Genomic DNA, 642 nt, shown 5'->3' with positions numbered 1-642 from the left:
TTATGAGCTGGCGCGTAAATTTGCAGAAGAGTTGGGCGTAAAGCTAGAAATCAAACCCGCTTTCAGACAAGCCGACCTTTTCCCTGCCTTAAAGAAGGGCGACATCGATATTATTGCTACGGGGCTTAATCAAACCTCACAAGCCGTCAAACGTTTTAGACCTGGTCCTGCTTATTATTATGTAAGCCAGCAAGTGGTCTACAAAAAGGGCCAGCTTCGTCCTCGTGATATTGAGCAGCTTATCGAGTATCAAGCATCCAAAGACAGTCAATCAGAAGAAGACGTGAATGCTGGCGCGCAAACATTGAAAATTGTCGAACAGTCTCAATATGTTCCGACACTGACGGCATTGAAAAAGCAGTATCCTAAATTGCAGTTTGAAATCGTGGGCGATGCTGACACTCGCGATTTACTGAAACATGTATCGACTGGAGAACTGCGTTTCACCGTCACTGATTCCGTAGAGCTGTCTCTCGCGCAACGCCTGTATCCAGATCTAGCACTTGCTTTTGAGCTCACCGAAGATCAACCAGTATCATGGTTTACTCGCCGCTCAGAGGACGAGAGCTTGTATGCGATGCTGATTGAGTTTTTCGGCAATATCAAACAATCTGGCGAGCTAGCTTCTCTTGAAGAGAAGTA

At 46.0% G+C, this 642-nt stretch carries 1 protein-coding gene; it reads left to right on the top strand.

The genetic code is table 11. The features are described 5' to 3' along the window. A partial coding sequence (locus R8N49_RS28030; RefSeq protein ID WP_318190558.1) for a transporter substrate-binding domain-containing protein occupies nt 1-642 on the top strand: 642 nt, incomplete at both ends.

The sequence above is a fragment of the Vibrio sp. 1978 genome, from assembly GCF_033344345.1.
The sequence above is the reverse complement of the archived record's forward strand: the minus strand, read 5'-3'. Positions and strand labels throughout refer to the sequence as shown.